This is a genomic window from Pseudomonas sp. 2995-1 (genome assembly GCF_002742505.1).
In the GTDB taxonomy this organism is placed as follows: domain Bacteria; phylum Pseudomonadota; class Gammaproteobacteria; order Pseudomonadales; family Pseudomonadaceae; genus Aquipseudomonas; species Aquipseudomonas sivasensis.
The window spans coordinates 1-235 of sequence record NZ_LJSA01000672.1; the positions used below are offsets into that span (position 1 = coordinate 1).

1 protein-coding gene is annotated in these 235 nt (G+C 38.3%); it reads left to right on the forward strand.

What is annotated here, in order from left to right:
• On the forward strand, positions 1 to 235 hold a 235-nt coding region (locus AOA61_RS30665), incomplete at both ends, for a hypothetical protein (protein ID WP_143521295.1).

Below are 235 nucleotides of genomic sequence, written 5' to 3' on the forward strand. Positions count from 1 at the left end.
GTAGTAAGAGTGGTCAAGGATTTTATCTCAAGGAAAAAGGAGATAAAGGTAGTGAGATTCTCGGACTAGATTACGAGAAAATGGAATATGTGCCACGGAAAAAATTAAAGGCTGCTTCCGTACAAAAAAGCAAGCAAGCTAAATCAAGATCCGACAAAATGAAAGCGCTTGTATATGCCGAAGATAGGGCAGGAGAGTTGGTCTGGAATATATTAAAACCTGTTCTTTTATACAC